Origin of the sequence: uncultured Tateyamaria sp., assembly GCF_947503705.1 — a bacterium.
Taxonomy (GTDB): Bacteria; Pseudomonadota; Alphaproteobacteria; order Rhodobacterales; family Rhodobacteraceae; genus Tateyamaria.
In genome coordinates this window covers 85389-101980 of the sequence record NZ_CANNES010000009.1, presented here as the reverse complement: position 1 = coordinate 101980, position 16592 = coordinate 85389, and the positions used below count along the sequence as shown (strand labels likewise).

General features: G+C 59.2%; 15 protein-coding genes and 1 tRNA gene. 5 read left to right on the top strand and 11 right to left on the bottom strand.

Annotated elements, in window-relative coordinates; all coding sequences use genetic code 11:
* Window positions 1-3 precede the first annotated feature (3 nt).
* The 3 genes from Q1A44_RS17735 (at window position 4) to Q1A44_RS17725 (ending at window position 2963) form a co-directional block, all read left to right on the top strand.
* Window positions 4-1422: an FAD-dependent oxidoreductase gene (locus Q1A44_RS17735; RefSeq protein WP_299627955.1), complete on the top strand. Its 1419-nt coding sequence runs from the start codon at window positions 4-6 to the stop codon at window positions 1420-1422.
* 12 nt (window positions 1423-1434) lie between these two features.
* Window positions 1435-2817, top strand: coding sequence for a HAMP domain-containing sensor histidine kinase (locus Q1A44_RS17730; protein WP_299627953.1), 1383 nt, complete (start codon window positions 1435-1437; stop codon window positions 2815-2817).
* A 69-nt stretch (window positions 2818-2886) separates the two neighbouring features.
* Window positions 2887-2963: transfer RNA gene (locus tag Q1A44_RS17725), tRNA-Arg, on the top strand.
* Between the two features lie 277 nt (window positions 2964-3240).
* On the opposite strand, the gene Q1A44_RS17720 is transcribed toward Q1A44_RS17725, so the two are convergent.
* The 10 genes from Q1A44_RS17720 to Q1A44_RS17675 all read right to left on the bottom strand — a co-directional run bounded on the left by Q1A44_RS17720 (window position 3241) and on the right by Q1A44_RS17675 (window position 13466).
* Window positions 3241-3669, bottom strand: coding sequence for a heme-binding protein (locus Q1A44_RS17720; protein WP_299627951.1), 429 nt, complete (start codon window positions 3667-3669; stop codon window positions 3241-3243).
* Window positions 3666-5300 carry a GMC family oxidoreductase N-terminal domain-containing protein gene (locus tag Q1A44_RS17715; protein WP_299627949.1) on the bottom strand — a complete coding sequence of 545 codons (1635 nt, stop codon included), beginning with the start codon at window positions 5298-5300 and terminating at the stop codon, window positions 3666-3668. The genes Q1A44_RS17720 and Q1A44_RS17715 overlap by 4 nt, the downstream gene beginning before the upstream one ends.
* On the bottom strand, window positions 5297-6403 hold the full coding sequence (ugpC, locus tag Q1A44_RS17710) for a sn-glycerol-3-phosphate ABC transporter ATP-binding protein UgpC (protein WP_299627947.1): 1107 nt from the start codon (window positions 6401-6403) through the stop codon (window positions 5297-5299). The genes Q1A44_RS17715 and ugpC overlap by 4 nt, the downstream gene beginning before the upstream one ends.
* 3 nt (window positions 6404-6406) lie before the next feature.
* Entirely contained in the window at window positions 6407-7288 is an 882-nt protein-coding gene (locus Q1A44_RS17705) for a carbohydrate ABC transporter permease (protein WP_299628081.1), read from the bottom strand.
* The gene (locus Q1A44_RS17700) at window positions 7288-8181 is read right to left on the bottom strand and encodes a carbohydrate ABC transporter permease (protein WP_299627945.1); all 894 of its coding nucleotides are present in this window, start codon (window positions 8179-8181) and stop codon (window positions 7288-7290) included. The genes Q1A44_RS17705 and Q1A44_RS17700 overlap by 1 nt, the downstream gene beginning before the upstream one ends.
* A 59-nt stretch (window positions 8182-8240) precedes the next feature.
* The gene (locus Q1A44_RS17695) at window positions 8241-9458 is read right to left on the bottom strand and encodes an ABC transporter substrate-binding protein (RefSeq protein ID WP_299628079.1); all 1218 of its coding nucleotides are present in this window, start codon (window positions 9456-9458) and stop codon (window positions 8241-8243) included.
* Between the two features lie 89 nt (window positions 9459-9547).
* Window positions 9548-10405, bottom strand: coding sequence for a sugar phosphate isomerase/epimerase (locus tag Q1A44_RS17690; protein WP_299627943.1), 858 nt, complete (start codon window positions 10403-10405; stop codon window positions 9548-9550).
* Window positions 10392-11543 (bottom strand): dihydrodipicolinate synthase family protein, encoded by a 1152-nt coding sequence (locus tag Q1A44_RS17685; protein ID WP_299627941.1) that lies wholly within the window; start codon window positions 11541-11543, stop codon window positions 10392-10394. Before Q1A44_RS17685 ends, Q1A44_RS17690 begins: the two co-directional genes overlap by 14 nt.
* Before the next feature lie 10 nt (window positions 11544-11553).
* Window positions 11554-12324: a 3-ketoacyl-ACP reductase gene (locus Q1A44_RS17680; RefSeq protein WP_299627939.1), complete on the bottom strand. Its 771-nt coding sequence runs from the start codon at window positions 12322-12324 to the stop codon at window positions 11554-11556.
* Window positions 12321-13466: an acyl-CoA dehydrogenase family protein gene (locus Q1A44_RS17675; RefSeq protein ID WP_299627937.1), complete on the bottom strand. Its 1146-nt coding sequence runs from the start codon at window positions 13464-13466 to the stop codon at window positions 12321-12323. The genes Q1A44_RS17680 and Q1A44_RS17675 overlap by 4 nt, the downstream gene beginning before the upstream one ends.
* Before the next feature lie 139 nt (window positions 13467-13605).
* On the opposite strand from Q1A44_RS17675, the gene Q1A44_RS17670 reads away from it, so the two are divergent.
* Window positions 13606-14622 carry an aldo/keto reductase gene (locus Q1A44_RS17670; RefSeq protein ID WP_299627935.1) on the top strand — a complete coding sequence of 339 codons (1017 nt, stop codon included), beginning with the start codon at window positions 13606-13608 and terminating at the stop codon, window positions 14620-14622.
* A 90-nt stretch (window positions 14623-14712) separates the two neighbouring features.
* Complete coding sequence (locus Q1A44_RS17665; RefSeq protein ID WP_299628076.1) at window positions 14713-15084, top strand: MaoC family dehydratase; 372 nt, start codon at window positions 14713-14715, stop codon at window positions 15082-15084.
* Here Q1A44_RS17665 and Q1A44_RS17660 read toward each other — a convergent pair.
* Window positions 15081-16583, bottom strand: a complete 1503-nt coding sequence (locus tag Q1A44_RS17660; RefSeq protein ID WP_299627933.1) for an aldehyde dehydrogenase (NADP(+)) — start codon at window positions 16581-16583, stop codon at window positions 15081-15083. The genes Q1A44_RS17665 and Q1A44_RS17660 overlap by 4 nt on opposite strands.
* Window positions 16584-16592 lie beyond the last annotated feature (9 nt).

Below are 16592 nucleotides of genomic sequence, written 5' to 3'. Positions count from 1 at the left end.
AAAATGAAACGTATCAAAACCGATATTCTGGTGATTGGTGCCGGATCCGGTGGTCTATCGGTTGCAGCCGGGGCCAGCCAGATGGGGGCCAAGGTTGTCCTGCTCGAAGGGCACAAGATGGGTGGCGATTGCCTCAACTATGGCTGTGTGCCGTCCAAGGCACTGATTGCCAGTGGCAAGGCGGCATTCGGCCAGTCGCATGCGGCCGCCTACGGTGTGGCCGATGTCGCCCCACAGGTGGATTACGCAGCAGCCAAGGATCACGTCCATGGCGTGATTGCTCAGATTGAGCCGGTAGACAGCCAGGAAAGATTTGAAGGCTTTGGCGTCGAAGTGATCCGCGAATTTGGGCATTTCATCTCTGACAAAGAGGTGCAGGCAGGCGATACGATCATCACCGCCCGGCGTATCGTCATCGCCACAGGGTCGAGCCCCCTTGTACCGCCCATCGAGGGCATCGACACGGTGCCCTATCTGACCAATGAAAGCCTTTGGGAACTGCGCGAGCGCCCCGAACATCTGCTGATCATCGGCGGTGGGCCCATCGGGATGGAGATGGCACAGGCGCATGTGCGTCTCGGCTCCAAGGTGACTGTCATCGAAGGGGCCAAGGCGCTGGGCAAGGATGACCCGGAAATGGCCAAGGTTGTCCTTGAGAACCTGCGCGCCGAAGGGATCGAGATTGCCGAAGAGGCCAAGGCGGAACGGATCGAAAACGTCGATGGTCTGGTCACGGTCCGTACTGAGGATGGGCGCAGCTTTACCGGCTCGCATCTGCTGGTCGCTGTGGGGCGCAAAAGCAATGTGGGCAACCTGAAACTGGACGCTGCGGGGATTGAGACGACCCGCACCGGCATCAAGGTCGATGCCGCGATGAAAACCAGCAATCGCCGTGTCTATGCCATCGGCGATGTGGCAGGCGGGCTGCAATTCACCCATGTGGCGGGTTACCATGCCGGAGTCATCATCCGGTCGATGCTGTTTGGCCTGCCCTCCAAGGCCAAGACCAGCCATATTCCCTGGGCCACGTATACCGACCCGGAATTGGCCCAAGTCGGCCTGACCGAAGCGTTGGCGAAAGAGGAACATGGATCCAAGCTTGAGGTTGTCCGCTTTCACTACGAACATAATGATCGGGCCATAGCAGAGCGCAAAACCAGGGGTTTGATCAAGGTTATGGTGGTCAAAGGGCGGCCCGTTGGGGCCTCTATCGCGGGCTATCAGGCGGGTGAGTTGATCAACCTCTGGGCGCTGGTACTGGCCAACAATCTCAAGATGAGCCAGGTCGCCGCCATGGTTGCGCCTTACCCAACCATCGGTGAGGTCAACAAACGGGCAGCCGGGGCGTATTTTTCGCCGCGTCTGTTCGAAAGTGATCTGGTCAAACGGGTTGTGGGCCTTGTGCAACGCTTCATTCCCTGACCACATACGCGCATGATGAATTCGCTCTCTGGCCGCTTTTTGATCCTGACGACGATCTTTGTGATGCTGGCCGAAATCCTGATCTTTGTGCCGTCCATCGCGCGGTTCCGCGAAGAATACCTGCAAAACCGCCTTGAGCGGGCGCAGATCGCGTCGTTGGCCCTGTTGGCCGACGATATGCTGGACAGTGACCTTGAGCAGGAACTGCTGGAGAATGCTGGCGTCTTCAACGTTGTTCTGCGCCGGGATGAAGTGCGACAGTTGATGTTGGCCACGCCCATGCCGCAACCTATCGACGCGACATTTGATCTGCGCGAGGGCACGGCACTTGTTCTGATCAGGGATGCGATGATGCGGTTGCTGGAACGTGACGACCAGGTGATCCGGGTGATCGGTGCGCCAGTGCGCGAGGCCGGGCTTTTGATCGAAGTGACGATGGAGACCCGACCGCTCCGCATGGCGATGATCGATTATGGGATACGCATTTTAGTCCTGTCGGCCGTGATTTCGATTGTCACGGCGTTGCTCTTGTTCATTGCGGTGCGGGCGATCCTAGTTAAACCGATCCGGGGCGTTGTGGGCCATATGCAGCGGTATGCGGCGGCTCCTGAGGATGTGCGCGGGATCATTGAACCCAATGCCACCGTGACCGAATTGCGCGAAGCCGAAGAAGCCCTGCGCAGCCTGCAAACCGACATGATCCACGCCCTGCGTCAAAAGGATCGGCTGGCCCAACTGGGGTCGGCTGTGTCGAAGATCAGCCATGATTTGCGCAATATCCTGACTTCGGCCCAGCTTTTTACAGACCGGATCGAGACGTCGGAAGACCCGCTGGTGCGCCGAATGGCGCCCAAACTGGTGAACTCGATCACCCGGGCGGTGCACTTGTGCGAAAGCACGCTCGCCTTTGGCAAGGCCGAAGAGCCAAGCCCGACTCTGACCTTGATGACGTTGGATGAATTGGTGGCCGATGTGCTGGACAGCGAACGCCTTGCCGTCGGGGACCACGATGTGAGCCTGAGCGAAAATATCCCGCCGATGCTGATGTTGCGGGCCGATCCAGAGCAGCTTTACAGGGTAATCTCGAACCTGGTGCGCAACGCCCGTACGGCCATCGTGTCGAGCGGCAATGCCGGCGAAATTTCCGTGTCGGCCTATGAAGATGACGACAACTGGTGGATCGAGGTGGCTGACACCGGGCCGGGTTTGCCACCAAAGGCTCAGGAGCACCTGTTTACCCCATTTCAGGGCGGCGTCAGCAAAGGCGGCACGGGTCTAGGTCTGGCCATCGCCTCCGAGTTGATCCGCGGCCACGGCGGCGCGTTGGAGCTGGATCGGACCGGTCCGAAGGGCACCGTGTTTTCGATCCGTCTGCCAAAAGGCGACGGGTTTTGAACGTAAGGCCAATACCGCAAGATTGCCCCTTGCAAAGCCCCGGTCACAAGACTAAACCCCGGCCTCAACGGACCGATAGCTCAGCTGGATAGAGTACCTGACTACGAATCAGGGGGTCGGGGGTTCGAATCCTCCTCGGTCCGCCATAGCCTCCCATTTATAGGCGAATATGGTTCTGCTTTTTGAGGCAGAATGCTTTCCTACGTGCTTACAATTATGCTCGGCGCTGAACAGGCTAGGGTTGCCATCCGGCCTACAAGCGAACAGTCGGGGACGCGTGAAATCCAATTTGCACGCTGATGTCGCCATGAAAGTACGGCGCTGTCCATGATAACCAGCGCTGCAATTCCCCCCTTTTTTGCTTCGCGGCACCCGACGGGTGGTGGAATTCGTAATCTGCCGGGTGTGTTTGAATCAGTAGCGTTATGCGGTGAACCCTAGGCGTTCCACTGCGGCCTGCGCGCAGGCCGCGTCTTCGTGTCCTGACGCGCCTGAAACACCGATCGCGCCGACTACCACGCCGTCGGCCCGGATCGGCAAGCCGCCTTCCCACGCGACCATTCTGGGGCGGTTGGACGCCGCCAAAGTCATCTGTGGGTCTTCCAACATGCGTTTGCCGAACGCATCTGTACTGCGCCCCTGGGTGGCAGTGAATGCTTTGTCCGTAGCAATTTCCAAGATTGTCGGAACGGCCCCGTCCATCCGCCCAGCACTCAGGACACCGCCGGATGGATCAAGAACCGCCACGGCGACAACCCAACCATTTTTCATCGCATGTGCGATTGCGGTGGCCACCATACCTTGGGCGGCGTGATATGTGAGCGTTGGGGGAAAGTGCAGATTGCCGGTCATGGTGTGTCCTTCAAAGCGTGTTGAGCGAGTATTGCGTCGGCGGCCTTTTCGGCAATCATGATCGTGGGTGCATTGGTGTTGGAAGAGTTGACAAAGGGCATCACGGAACTGTCACAGACGCGCAGCCCCTCGACCCCCTTGAGGCAAAGGTCCGGGGTGACGACCGCCTGGGGGTCTTCTGCAGCGCCCATACGGCATGTGCCGACCGGATGATAATCGGTTTTGGCATGGCGGTAAGCGTATTGAATGATGTCATCCTCGGTTTTGCAGGCCGGGCCTGGATTGGCCTCACCCAGCAGGACATCGCGAAACACCGGAGCGGACAGGATGCGGCGGGCAAGTTTGAAGCCCTCGACAGAAAGACGCATATCGTTTGGGTCGTTCCAATAGTTTGGATTGATATGCACTTTGGCAGTGGGATCGCTGGATTTCAGACGGACCTCACCGCGTGACTTTGGCCGCAGATATGCTGAATTCAGGGTAACGCCATTTCGGATCGGTTTGAGCCCATGTTCAAGGCCCGACCCTGGAAGGAAGTGAAACTGAATGTCGGGAGCGGGTGCCTCATCGGTGTTGTCCGCGTACCAGAAACCACCGCCATCGCAGATGTTATGGGCAAGCGGCCCTGTGCGATTCACGCCATATTGCAACCCGGCCCAAGCCTGCATGTGCAACGGTTTGTAGCGATCAAAACTGAGGTCCCCATCGCATTCGGCCACCACAAAGACGTCCATATGATCGTGCAGGTTCTCGCCCACGCCGGGCAGGTCCATCACGACCTTTATCCCGACCTCGCTCAGGTGCTGGGCCGGGCCGATGCCGGAATGCATCAGCACCCGCGGGCTGCCGATTGCGCCCGCCGTCAGGATCACCTCGCGCCGAGCAGTGATTTTCTTCCCATTAAGCATGACACCCGTAGCGCGCCCGCCCGTGACGATGATCCGCTCGACGTGGGCATCGCATCGGAGGGTCAGTTGTTCTGCATTCTGCACCGGCCCCAGATAACAGACCGCAGCAGAACTGCGCCGTCCGGCTCGATTGGTCACCTGATAAAAGCCGAGCCCCGCCTGCTGCGCCCCGTTGAAGTCAGGGTTATAGGTCATGCCTGCCTGTTGCGCCGCGCGGGCAAAGACCGTGGTGAGTGGGTGCGGAACGGGATCGGACACCCGGAGCGGCCCGCCTTGTCCGTGAAATTCATCGGCAAAGCGTGTGTTGTCCTCTGCCCGGCGGAAATAGGGCAGGACGTCAGCATAAGCCCAGCCGTCACACCCATGTGCAGCCCAATTGTCGTAATCCCACGCGTTGCCTCGTGTATAAAGCTGGGCGTTGATGGACGATCCCCCACCCAGAACACGGGCCTGGGGATACCAGACCTGTCGGTTTTTCAAACCGGACTGCGGGGATGTCTCGTAGCCCCATGTATGGCTCGTGCCGGTGAGCTTGGTAAATCCTGCGGGCACGTGCAGCAATGGGTTCCAGTCGCTCGGCCCCGCCTCGAGCAACAAGACGGAGACCGCGCCTGAATCCACCAGGCGCCGTGCCAGCACACAACCTGCTGAACCACCGCCCACAATGATGAAGTCATAGGTGTCGACCAATGGCTTGGCGCGCCGAAACCGGCGCGGTATCATGCAATCCGCGCCTCTGTTTCGGGGTCAAAAAGAACGGCCTTGTCCATATTGAATGCAAAAGTTACCCGCTCGCCGGGTTTGGCATCTGCATCCGCGCGCATGCGGGCGACGCAGTCTTTTCCGCCAAAACTCGTGGTCACAAAGGTGTCTGACCCGGCGGGTTCAGTCACAGTGACCTCATTCGGGACGTGGGCAATTTGCGTGGCACGGGCATCCGATCCATCCACGTCTGTCAACGCTTCGGGGCGCAGGCCGAGAATGGCGTTTTTGCCGTCAAGGCCGTTGACCGACGCGTTGATGGGAAGCGAAATCCTTGCCCCCTTCGCATCGGTTGTGTCGGCAAAGACGCTGTTGCCCTCGACCCGCAATGTGACGTCGATCAGGTTCATGGACGGGGAGCCCATGAAAGTCGCCACAAACAGGTTGGCCGGGTTGTCATAGATTTCCTTGGGCGTTCCAAGCTGCTGCACATAGCCGCCATTCATCACGGCGATGCGCGTGGACAGTGTCATCGCCTCGATCTGGTCATGGGTGACGTAAACGATCGTGGTGCCGAGTTTCTGGTGCAGTTTCTTGATTTCGGTCCGCATATCGACGCGGAGCTTGGCGTCAAGGTTCGACAGCGGTTCGTCAAACAGGAACACATCCGGATTGCGAACCAGCGCACGGCCCATTGCGACCCGCTGGCGTTGCCCGCCCGACAACTGTCCGGGTTTGCGGGCCAACAGCGGTTCGATCTGCAACAGCTTGGCCACATCGGCCATGGCCTGGTCCCGTTTGGTTTTGGGCACGCCGTGCATCTCAAGCCCAAAGGTGATGTTCTGGCCAACGGTCATGTTGGGGTAAAGCGCGTAGGACTGGAAAACCATGGCGATGTTGCGTTTCGAGGGATGGACGCCATTCATGGGCTGCCCTTTGATCGAAATCTCGCCACTGGTGATGTCTTCGAGCCCGGCAATCATGTTGAGCAGGGTGGATTTGCCGCAACCCGAAGGGCCAACGAGCACAAGAAACTCGCCCTCTTCAACGGTTATGTCGACTTCGTGCAGAACCTGAACCGAGCCGTAGGCTTTGGTTGCATTTCGAATATCGAGAAAGCCCATGATTTATCCTTTGACTGAACCGGCCATCAGACCGCGCACGAAGTAGCGCCCTGCCACGATGTAAACGAGCAGGGTGGGGATTGCGGCATAGATGGCACCGGCGAAGTGGACGTTGTATTCTTTGACGCCAGTGGAGCTTTGCACCAGATTGTTCAGGGCAACGGTCATTGGCTGGCTGCTGAAGTCGGCAAATGAAGCCCCGAACAGGAAATCGTTCCAGATGTTGGTGAATTGCCAGATGAAGCTGACCGCGATGATCGGCCCGGATGATGGCAAAAGGATGCGCCAGAAAATGCGGAAAAAGCCCGCGCCGTCGATCTGGGCCGCCCGGATCAGTTCGGTTGGGAAGGCGGCATAGTAGTTGCGGAAATAGAGTGTTGTGAACCCGATCCCGTAGACGAAGTGCACCAGGATCAGCCCACCGGTTGAGCCTGCAAGCCCAAAGATGCCCAGCATCCGCGCCATGGGGATCAGGACGATCTGAAATGGAATGAAGCAGGAGAAAAGTAGCAGTCCGAAGACGATATTATGCCCGCGAAACTGCCATTTTGTGAGCACGTAGCCGTTCAGCGCACCAAAGAATGTCGACAACATCACAGCGGGAATGGCCATGATGAGCGAGTTGTAGAAATAAGGGCGCAGGCCTGTGGCATCGACACCGACTTGCGCCTCTGACCACGCTTTGCGCCATGGCTCCAGCGTCCAGTCCGTGGGGAATGCCATCATGTTGCCCCCGGTGATTTCATCCAGAGGCTTCATGGAATTCATCACCATGATTGCGAAGGGCAGCAGATAAAAAAGCGCGAAGAGCAGCAAAACCAGATAGAGAAAGGTGCGCGTCACACGACCGGAGCGGATGGCCGTATCAGTGCTTGCAATGGCCATCATTTCTTCTCCTTCAGCTCGGCGTAAAGGTAAGGGACCATGATGGCGGCGATGGTGATCAGCATAATGACCGCAGAGGACGCGCCGATACCCATCTGGTTGCGCGTGAAGGTGTAGGAATACATGAACGTCGCGGGCAGTTCGGTGGCCCGGCCGGGCCCACCGCCTGTCAACGCGATGACAAGGTCGTAGGATTTGATCGCAAGATGGGACAGGATTACGAATGCCGAAAGGAAAGCGGGGCGTAGTTGCGGAATGATGATGCGGCGATAAAGCTGCCAGTTCGACGCGCCGTCCATCTGCGCGGCCTTCAGGATTTCATTGTCGATGCCGCGCAATCCGGCCAAGAACATCGCCATGGCAAAACCTGATGACTGCCAGACGGCGGCGAGAACCACAGTATAGATCGCGTAGTCGCTGTTCTTGATCCAGTCAAAACTGAACGTTGTCCAACCCCACAGATGCATTGTGTGTTCCAGGCCGATCCCGGGATCAAGCAGCCACTTCCAGGCAGTGCCCGTCACGATAAAGCTCAGCGCCATCGGATAGAGATAGACGGTGCGTAGAGCACCTTCGATCCGGATCTTCTGATCCAGGAAAATAGCCAGCATCAGCCCGATCAGACTGGAAATACCGATGTAGAGGATCGCAAAGACGGCCAGGTTGGAAACGGCGATCTTCCAATGGCGCAGGCGGAACAGTTTTTCGTAGTTCTCCAGCCCGACCCAACCATAGGACGGCAGGATGCGGCTATCGGTGAAGGACAGATAGACCGTGAAAGCGATGAAGCCGTAGACAAACAAAAGAACCATTGCAAAGGACGGTGCAAGAACCAGCTTGGGCAGCCAGTTTTGCAGTCGAGTGCGTAGGTCGACCTGTGCGGTGTCAGCCATGATCGTGTCCTTTGGCAAGAGGACGGGCAGGGCGCATGGAGCGCCCTGCCCGGTTTTGCTTACTTCGCGATAGAAACAGCATCCACCAATTCGGACACGGCCGTTTCGGCGTCATACTCACCGTTGAAGTGGGCCGTGATCACGTCATACATCGCGTTCTTGATGGATGCCGGGTTCGCATGCCCATGGGCCATGGAACCAAAGAGGTTGCCGGAAGCAGCGGCTGCCGCCAGATCCTTCATCCCCTGTTTGCCGCAGGCGTCGAAATCAGCATCCGACACATCTGTGCGCGCGGGCACCGAGCCCTTGACCACATTAAACGCTGACTGGAACGAAGGTGACAGGATGGCCGAAGCAAGTGCCGCTTGTTCCGCAGACACGGTGCCGCCCTGATCAAACATCGCAAACTGGTCCGCGTTGAAGGTCACCTGATTTTCGGTGCCGGGGAAACGGAAGCAGAGGAAGTCGTCGCCCGGGGTCTTGCCCGCGCTCAGGAATTCCCCTTTGGCCCAGTCACCCATCATCTGAAACCCGGCTTCGCCGTTGATGACCATGGCTGTGGCAAGGTTCCAATCCCGGCCCGAGAAGTTCTCGTCGACATTGGCACGGATGAACTCCATACGCTCAAACGCTGTTTTCATGGCGTCGCCGCCTAGCGCGTCTTCGTCCAGATCAATGAAAGCGGCCTTGTAGCCGTCTGGTCCCAACGCGCCCATGGCAACCGCGTCAAAAACAGTTGCATCCTGCCAGGCCTGACCACCATGCGCGATCGGTGTCACACCAGCCGCACTCAGCGCGTCCACGGCTGCCGCGAACTCGTCCCACGTGGTGGGCACAGCAATACCGTTGCTGTCCAGCACCGCCTTGTTGGCCCAGACCCAGTTTGTCGAATGGACGTTGACGGGCGCCGAGACCCATTTGCCATCTACCTTTGCAAACGCCTGAAGCGCCTCTGGCACCACGGCATCCCAGCCCTGTTCGGCGGCAACCGAATTCAGGTCAGCAAGTGCGCCCTGATCTGCCCAGTCCAGAATGTCAAAGCCGAGCATTTGAACGGCCGTAGGCGCATTGCCCGATGTCACGCGTGCCCGCAAGACGGTCATCGCCGCCTCGCCACCACCGCCCGCGACAGGCATGTCTTGCCAGCCGATTCCCTGCGTTTCAAGGTCGCCTTTCAAAACATTCAAAGCGGCCGCTTCGCCGCCCGATGTCCACCAGTGCAGCACCTCGACGTCCTCGGCCAGCGCCGGTGCCGTTGTCAGTGCGGTCGCCACCATCAGCGTCGCGATCTTTGTTTTCAGTTGAGCCATTGTTTCCTCCCGTTTGGCTTGGTTAGTGTCGGGGTAACGCCCCGTTGGTTTGTGGATCAGCAGACCTTTCTGAACCGCGCGACCATTTGGTCGAGCACGTCGTCGGGGTCACGTTGCCACCAGTTATTGCTTGAGAATATTTCGACCTCGCAGGCGCCACGGTAGCCTGTGGCTTCGACTGCGGCGCGGATCGCGGGCAGATCGGCGACGCCGTCACCCATCATGCCGCGATCGAGTAACATGTCGCTGGTGTGTTCCAGCCAATCACATACGTGATATCCCAAGACCCTGCCTTGGCCACGGTGCGCCAGCGTGTCTGCCAAGGTGGTGTCCCACCACACGTGATAGACATCAATCGCAACGCCAACATTGGGTTGGCCCGTCATGTCGGCCACCCGCAACGCGTCGGCTGCCGTCATGAGAACAGTGCGGTTGCCGCCAAACATCGGGTTCAACGGCTCCAACGCCAGTGAAACGCCGAATTGGGATGCGTATTCCGCCAGCTTTGCGGTTCGAGCAGCTAGGATTTTCTGGCTGTCCATCACCCCTGTTGTGCCGGGCTCTGTGCCGCCAGTAACGATTGTCAGCACGGTTGTGCCAAGCGCTGCGGCCATGTCGACGGCAGCGCGCGCGTCATCCTCAAACCGATCAGGCACGTCCGAGCCGACAAGGAAAGGGGTGCGGCAGAGACCCACGACCTCCATGCCTGCCGCGCGGACACGTTCCCCGATTTCCTCCGCGCGGTTGCCAATTTCACGTCGCCAGAAGACGATGCCTGCCAAACCACGCGCCGCGCAGGCGTCGATCACACGCTCAACCGACCAGCCCGCGCCATATCCTTCGAGGTTATGGCCAAGCGTGGCGGTATTCAGCGCGCAGGCCGAATGATCTGTGGTGAAATCACGCAACACCATACACCGCCAACATCCGGCGCATCCGCGCCACTGCCAAATCGGGGTCAGCCAAAAGCCCACATTGGTCGGCCAGTCTGAAGCATTCGACGAAATAGGGCAGCGGGCGCATCGCCTGTGCGCCATTCAGCATCACAAAATGGTCCTGGTGTCCGTTCAGCCATGCCAGAAACACGACGCCAGTTTTGTAATATTGGGTCGGCGCGCGAAAGATCAGGCGCGCCAAGGGCACCGTCGGGTCAAGCGTGGCGCGGAACCCGGTCACGTCTGCCGCGCCCAGTTGCCCGATGGCTTTGCCCACGGCCACCGCCAATGGGTCAAAGATACCAAGCAGAGCATGCGAATATCCCTGGTCGTCCCCTGCAATAAGCTCAGGATAATTGAAGTCATCGCCAGTATACATTTTCACGCCAGCGGGCAGTTGGCGACGCATCTCGATCTCTTTGTCCTTGTCCAGAAGCGAGATTTTGATGCCATCAACCTTGTTTGTATTCTCGTTGATGATGGTCAGTGCAGTTTCCTGGCTTTGGGCAAAGGTGTTTGCCCCCCAGTAGCCGGCCAGGGCTGGGTCAAACATCTCACCAAGCCAATGCAGGATGACGGGCTCGTCGCAGGCGCGCAGCACGTCGCCATAAACGCTGATGTAGTCATCAGGCTTGGTAGCCACTCGCGCCAGCGCACGCGAGGCCATCAGGATGATCCGGCCGCCAACCTGCTGGATCGCGTCGACCTGATCGAGATATGCGCGGCGTACATCATCCAGGGTGCGTGCGTCATTTGGATCAAGTTGGTCGGTGCCACATCCGTTGAACACGAGGGCATCCGGCACTTCCTGTTTCGTGCGCGTGATCAGCTCTAGTGCGCCGGGCCAATCCAATCCCATCCCGCGTTGCGCGGTATCCATCGCTTCGGCGATCCCCAGCCCAAGGTCGGTCAGGTGGCGCCGAAAGGCCATCGTGCCGTCCCAATCCACGGCCGCCTTGCCGGACGGATCGGAAGCCGTGAATGGATCCGCAACCACGTGCGCCGCTGAAAAGACGATACGCGCCGGATCAGCGCCCAGGGGCGTGGGTTTAATGGGCGTTCCAGTCAACGGGTAGTTGCTGAGATGTCCAGACGAGTCGGGCAATGCAATTTTCATCTGCGCACTCTCAAAAGCGGGGAACAAGCATGCCGGCATCTGCCGCGATCACCTGTCCGGTTGTGTAAGGAAGTTTGCCCGACGCCAGCGCGGAAATGATGGCCCCCACTTCTTCGGGCTGGCCCACGCGCGGGAAAAGGGTCAGGCCGGCTTTGGCGCGGGCTTCGTATTCGGCGATCACAGGCGCGGTCATGTCGGTCGCAATCAAGCCGGGACGAACGTCGTAAACGGCTATGTTTTCGGGGCCCAGTCGCACAGCCCAGGTTTGTGTCACCATCGCGGCCGCAGCTTTTGAAGCGCAGTATTCTGCGCGGGGCACGGCAACAGCACTCGCATTCGAGGAGGTGACGTTGACGATGGAATGAAACATCCCTTCGTCCCGATCTCGGGCCAACAGACGTTTGGCAAAGGCTTGGGTTAGGAAAAACACGGCCTTTGCGTTCACCTCGATGCAGCGATCCCAGCTGTCCTGCTGCACCTCCAGGGGGTCGCCCCGCCGCATCACGCCGACGCCCGCATTGTTTACAAGCGTGGTGAGAGGGCCAAGCGCGTCTTCTATCGCTGCAAGCGCCTTGTCATGAGTGGCGTGGTTGGTGACGTCAAAAGGGGCTGCAACCGCGTCTGCGCCAGTGTCTCGCACATCCTGGACCGCAGCTTGCAGCTCTGTGTCATCCGAAGGGCCGTTGATCGCCACCGCAAATCCGTCCTGGGCTAAGGCGATGGCTGCCCCCAGTCCGATGCCGCGGCTGGACCCCGTCACAAGTGCAACGGGTCGCGTCATGCCGCAGCCCCGTGTTTGATCAGTTCGCGGGCGATGATCATGCGCTGAATTTGGTTGGTGCCCTCATAGATTTGAGTGATCTTGGCATCACGGTACAGGCGCTCGACCTCGAACCCGCGAATATAGCCTGACCCGCCAAATACCTGCACCGCATCGGCAGAGCGGGCGACGGCCATGTCGCCTGCAAAGCATTTGGCCATCGAACAGGCCTTGGTCGCATTCTCGCTTCGGTCAATCTTTCCTGCTGCGGAATGAACGAGCAGGCGGGCCGCCTCGATATCCTTGGCCATGTCGGCCAACAGCCATTGCACGCCCTGAAACTCTGCGATTTGCTTGCTGAACTGTTTGCGTTGCTGGGCGTATTCCAGCGCCGCTTCCAGCCCTGCCTGGCCGATGCCCACCGCAAGGGCAGCAATGCCCACGCGCCCTTTGTCCAGAACGGACATCATCATGTGAAAGCCGCGCCCTTCCTCGCCCAACAAGGCGTCGGCGGGCAGGCGCACATCCTTGAAATTCAGCGCGCCAACCTGGCTGGCCCGTTGCCCCATCTTGTGTTCCTTGGGGCCGCGTTCGATGCCCGGCGCGTGCAAATCGACGATGAAAATGGACATGCCGCGGTTGCCTGCGGCCCGGTCCGTGCGGGCCAGGACAAACCCCACATCGGCGACCGGTGCGTTGTGAATCCAGATTTTGCCGCCATTCAACACCCATCCATCCCCGTCACGCACGGCTTCGGTGCGTATGCCGGACACGTCGGTGCCTGCCTCGGGCTCTGTGATGCAATAGGCCACCAGCGTTTTGGCCTGCATGACATCGGCCAGATAGCTGTGGCGCTGTGCATCGCTGCCGTGCCGCACCAACAGCGTCGAAATGAGTTCGACCAGGCCGCATTGATCCGCGACAGAGGCGTAGCCCCGGCTCAGTTCTTCCATAACGAGGGCATAGGTGACGGTGTCAAAGCCGGGCCCGCCCATGTCTTCGGGCACACCAATCCCAAACAATCCCAGCGCACCCATCTCAGCATAGAGATCGCGGGGAAAGCGTTCTTCCTGGTCCAGGGTTTCGGCGATGGGGCGGATGGATTTGTTCGCGAAATCGCGTGCCATATCGCGGACTTGAATCTGTGTGTCGGACAGCTGCATGAGTGATTCCGTGGTAACCGTTTAGTTACTTTATGCTTCTCCTTCAAACATCGTCAACAGCTTTGCGTAGCTAAAACAACTTGCTCATCAATCGATTCTGGTAAATAAGTAACGAAATGGTTACTTAGAGAGGTAAGCTATGACCCCGGATACAAAGAATAAATTTGGTCGCGTCGACCTGGAGGTCACAGCCTTTGGATTCGGCACCGCCCCCATCGGCAACATTTTTCGCGAGATCGACGAACAGACATCCGACGCGATGATACAGACCGCATGGGACGCCGGAATACGCTATTTTGACACCGCACCAATGTATGGTCATGGGCTGGCGGAACTGCGCACGGGGCAATCGTTGCGTTGGAAAAACCGCGACGATTTCGTACTGTCCTCTAAAGTTGGGCGGAGGCTTGTGCCTGCAAAACGGGCGGATATCGACTTTGCCCCCTGGACCAATGCCGCCCCTTTCCAGATGGAATTTGACTACACTTATGACGGCACGATGCGCGCCTTCGAGGACAGCCTTCAACGCCTCGCATTGGAGCGGATGGACATCTGCTTTATCCATGACATCGACGTTTTCACGCGTGGTGATGAGCAACCGGAGGTTTTCAAGCAAGCGATGGATGGCTGTTGGAAGGCTTTGGAGTCGCTGCGGGACCAGGGCATGGTCAAGGCCATCGGCGTCGGGGTCAACGAATGGGAAGTCTGCCATGAGGCTCTCAAGCAACGGGATGTGGATTGCTTCCTTCTGGCCGGGCGATACACTCTGCTGGAGCAGGATTCCCTGAACGAATTCCTGCCCCTGTGCGAAGAGCGCGGCGCAGCGGTGGTTGTGGGAGGCGGGTTCAACTCCGGCATTCTAGCGACGGGTGCAAAGGAAGGGGCCAAATACAACTACGCCCCGGCCCCGGCGGACATCATGGAAAAAGTGCGCAAGATCGAGGCCGTGTGCGCAGACTATGACGTACCATTGCCTGCCGCAGCACTTCAGTTCGTGGTCGCGCATCCGGCGGTGCCGTCCTTTGCCGCAGGTACCCGCACGGTGGAGCAGTTGGCCCAAAACCTCGACTGGTTCAGCCATCCAATTCCAACTGAATTCTGGTCTGATCTGAAGTTCACCGGGCTGTTGCGCGACGACGCACCCACGCCTGTCTGACGATCATTGGCACGCAACGTTCTCCCTCCCGGAGCGTATGGGGCAGATGCCCTGTGCTGCAGTGACCGCGTCAAGTGCGGCGCGGTCACTGTGACGACCGGGATGATTGATCATTTTGCCGCGCTGACGGGGGACAGGTTTGAAATTCACATGTCCGACGAAGCGGCACTTTTACATGGCTTCAAGGCGCGGGTGGCGCATGGATTGCTGGTGCTTTCCCTGATTGACGGGCTGAAAAATCAGACGGGTGCGCAGATGAAAGCACGTGCATCCATGGGATGGACATGGACGTTCCGTGCGCCGGTGCTTGCCGGGGACACGATAGACGTCACCTATGAGATCGCGGATATCTCACCGGCGCGCGATCCGAACGAAGCCATTCTGTCGCTCGAATTCGAGGTGACAAATCAGAATGGCGTCATCGTGCAGCGCGGGACCAACCGATTGCTTGCCTATCGTTAGGCGGTTGCCCAATCGGCCATGCCCTCGGGCAGGTTCTGATAACAGACCGGGCGCAGGAAACGCCTGATCGCAAGTGTCCCCACGCTAGTGGCGCCAAAGTTTGTCGAGGCGGGATATGGCCCTCCATGCACCATCGCCTCCGCCACTTCGACCCCCGTCGGAAAGCCGTTGACCAGCACCCTGCCTGCCTTGCGCTCAAGCACGCGTAGCAAGGGATCGCCGTCTTTCTGATCCTCATCGTGCAAATGCAGTGTTGCCGTCAACTGGCCGACAAGGCTCTGTGCGAGGCGGGTCATGCGCTGGATGTCATTGACCGTCACGATCAACCCCAGTGGGCCAAAAACCTCATGCGCCAACGCAGGGTTTGCAGCCAGCGTGTCAGCGTCCAATTGGTACAGATGCGGTGCGACTTGCCGTCCATCTGCTGGCATTTCGATCAGCGCGGTGACCCCTTTGACGGATGCGATCGCGTCGCGACCTTGTCGGAATGCGGCGCAAATGCCGGGTGTCAGCATGGTTTGCGGGCTGACGTCCCTGAGCGCTTGCGCGGCGCTTGTGCAAAACGCCGTCGCCGCATCGCCTACAGGCAGCACGGCAATACCGGGGTTAGTGCAAAACTGCCCCGCACCCATCGTCAGTGAGACGGCCCAGCCTTTGGCGATGTCTGCCCCCCGGGCGGCCAGAGCGTGCGGCAGCAGGAACATCGGATTTACGGACCCAAGTTCGCCAAAGAAGGGGATCGGCTCGGGCCGCGCAGCGCATAGATCAAACAGCGCCCGTCCACCGCGCAAAGAGCCGGTGAAACCAACGGCCTTGATGAATGGATCTTGCACCAAGGCCTGCCCCACGGCGAGGCCGCCGTCGTGCACAAAGCTGAAGACACCTGGATGCAGATCCAGACCGCGGCGCGCCGCATCCACAGCTTCGGCCACCAGTGCGCCAGTGCCAGGGTGGGCCGGGTGGCCTTTGACCACCACGGGGCAGCCTGCCGCGAGCGCCGAGGCGGTATCCCCACCGGCAGTTGAAAAGGCGAGCGGAAAGTTTGACGCGCAGAACACCGCGACCGGGCCGATGGGGCGCTGGGCGAGTTTCAGATCGGGGCGGGGCAGGGGCGTGCGATCTGGTAGGGCCGCATCGTGACGCTGGTCTAAATAAGCGCCGTCAAGGATATGTTGTGCAAAGAGGCGCAATTGACCTGTCGTGCGCCCACGTTCACCCCCAAGACGGGCTGCGGGCAGACCGGTCTCAGATGTGCCAACTTTTGTCAGGGCGTCACCGCGTGCTTCGATCTGATCCGCAATGGCCTCGAGAAACCCGGCGCGCATTTCGCGGGATGTATAGCCGTAGGTCCAAAATGCGTCTTCTGCCGCCGAACAGGCTTGCGCCACCAGTTCGGGTGTCCCGCAGGCGAAGGTTTCGCCAGGACCGCTTGCGGGATCTGACGTGAATGTTGATGTGCTGCCGATCCAGTCACCGGCGATCAGATTTGTGTTGTGCATCAGGCGTGT

Bases quoted from the DNA above. Each gene is read 5' to 3' on its own strand.
- Q1A44_RS17735 (WP_299627955.1), top strand. From the start codon at position 4: ATGAAACGTATCAAAACCGATATTCTGGTGATTGGTGCCGGATCCGGT.
- Q1A44_RS17730 (WP_299627953.1), top strand. From the start codon at position 1,435: ATGATGAATTCGCTCTCTGGCCGCTTTTTGATCCTGACGACGATCTTT.
- Q1A44_RS17720 (WP_299627951.1), bottom strand. From the start codon at position 3,669: ATGACCGGCAATCTGCACTTTCCCCCAACGCTCACATATCACGCCGCC.
- Q1A44_RS17715 (WP_299627949.1), bottom strand. From the start codon at position 5,300: ATGATACCGCGCCGGTTTCGGCGCGCCAAGCCATTGGTCGACACCTAT.
- ugpC (WP_299627947.1), bottom strand. From the start codon at position 6,403: ATGGGCTTTCTCGATATTCGAAATGCAACCAAAGCCTACGGCTCGGTT.
- Q1A44_RS17705 (WP_299628081.1), bottom strand. From the start codon at position 7,288: ATGGCCATTGCAAGCACTGATACGGCCATCCGCTCCGGTCGTGTGACG.
- Q1A44_RS17700 (WP_299627945.1), bottom strand. From the start codon at position 8,181: ATGGCTGACACCGCACAGGTCGACCTACGCACTCGACTGCAAAACTGG.
- Q1A44_RS17695 (WP_299628079.1), bottom strand. From the start codon at position 9,458: ATGGTGGCGACCGCACTGACAACGGCACCGGCGCTGGCCGAGGACGTC.
- Q1A44_RS17690 (WP_299627943.1), bottom strand. From the start codon at position 10,405: ATGGTGTTGCGTGATTTCACCACAGATCATTCGGCCTGCGCGCTGAAT.
- Q1A44_RS17685 (WP_299627941.1), bottom strand. From the start codon at position 11,543: ATGAAAATTGCATTGCCCGACTCGTCTGGACATCTCAGCAACTACCCG.
- Q1A44_RS17680 (WP_299627939.1), bottom strand. From the start codon at position 12,324: ATGACGCGACCCGTTGCACTTGTGACGGGGTCCAGCCGCGGCATCGGA.
- Q1A44_RS17675 (WP_299627937.1), bottom strand. From the start codon at position 13,466: ATGCAGCTGTCCGACACACAGATTCAAGTCCGCGATATGGCACGCGAT.
- Q1A44_RS17670 (WP_299627935.1), top strand. From the start codon at position 13,606: ATGACCCCGGATACAAAGAATAAATTTGGTCGCGTCGACCTGGAGGTC.
- Q1A44_RS17660 (WP_299627933.1), bottom strand. From the start codon at position 16,583: ATGCACAACACAAATCTGATCGCCGGTGACTGGATCGGCAGCACATCA.